This window comes from Mycobacterium sp. 852002-10029_SCH5224772 (assembly GCF_001667315.1).
Lineage (GTDB): Bacteria > Actinomycetota > Actinomycetes > Mycobacteriales > Mycobacteriaceae > Mycobacterium.
In genome coordinates this window covers 1-1,190 of the sequence record NZ_LZHT01000081.1, presented here as the reverse complement: position 1 = coordinate 1,190, position 1,190 = coordinate 1, and the positions used below count along the sequence as shown (strand labels likewise).

The following is a 1,190-nucleotide window of genomic DNA, read 5'->3' as shown; positions in this document are numbered from 1 at the left end:
TCTTCCGGTGACCGCGCGACGGTTTCGGGCACCACGACCAACCGGCCGCCGTGCAACAACGCGCCGAAGATCTCCCAGACCGACACGTCGAAGGCCAGCGAATGCCATTGCGACCACACGCCGTCGGTCGGCAGCCCCGAGTCCCCGGATGCCAGCAGCTGGGTCACGTTGCGGTGAGTGACGGCAACGCCTTTGGGAACGCCGGTAGTGCCCGAGGTGTAGATCAGGTAGGCGAGGTGTTGCGGCGCCGGTGCCGGCAATGCGGTCGCGGGCTGGGTGTCGACGGCGGGGTCGGTCACGTCGATGACCGCCACGTCGTGGCCGTCGAGCCGGTCGCTGAGATCGGCGGTGGTGAGCGCGGCGATCGGCGCGGCGTCGGAGAGCATGAACCCGATCCGCTCGGCCGGCAGCGCCGGGTCGATCGGCAGGTAGGCCGCCCCGGTCTTCAGCACGCCCAGGATGGCGACGATCGCCTCGGCCGAGCGCGAAAACAGCAGCGCCACAGCCTGTCCCGGGCCCGCCCCGCGGGCGGCCAGCAGGTGCGCCAATCTGTTCGACGCCTCGTCCAGCTCGCGGTAGGTCATCGAGTGGCCGTCGCACACCAGCGCCACCGCGCCTGGGGTGCGGGCCACCTGCGCGGCGAACAGCGCCGGGATCGAGTCGGTCTCGGTCGCCGATCGGGTCAGGGCCGCGCGGTTGCCGAAGTCGTCCAGTCGGGCGTGTTCGGTGTCGTCGAGCAGGTCCACCGACGACAACGCCCGCGCGGGGTCGGCGGTCATCGCGAGCAGCACCCGCCGCAACCGTCCGATGAGCGCCGCGATGCTGTCCGCGTCGAACACGTCGGTGCGGAATTCCACGGTCCCGCCGATTCCGGCGGGTGCACCGGCGTCGGTCCAGCGTTCGCCCATCGAGAACGTCAAATCCATTCGCGCGGTGTGCATGTCCACCGGCATGGGCGTGACGTCGACATCGCCGAGGGCCAGCCCGGCGGCGGGGCCGCTTTCCTGCCCGGCGAAGTTCTGCCAGGCCAGCATCACCTGCACCAGTGGATGATGGGTCAGGCTTCGGGCGGGGTTGAGCCGCTCCACCAGGACCTCGAAGGGCACGTCCTGATGCTCGTAGGCGGCCAGGCTGCGGTGGCGCACCTGGGCCAGCAGTTCGGCGAAGGTGGGATCGCCGCCCAGATCTCC

Annotated in this window: 1 protein-coding gene; it reads right to left on the bottom strand. The window is 70.7% G+C overall.

Annotated features, from left to right (window positions below; translation table 11 throughout):
- Positions 1-1,190 (bottom strand): AMP-binding protein (locus tag A5775_RS13845; RefSeq protein ID WP_156660692.1); only part of this gene is annotated, 1,190 nt, incomplete at both ends.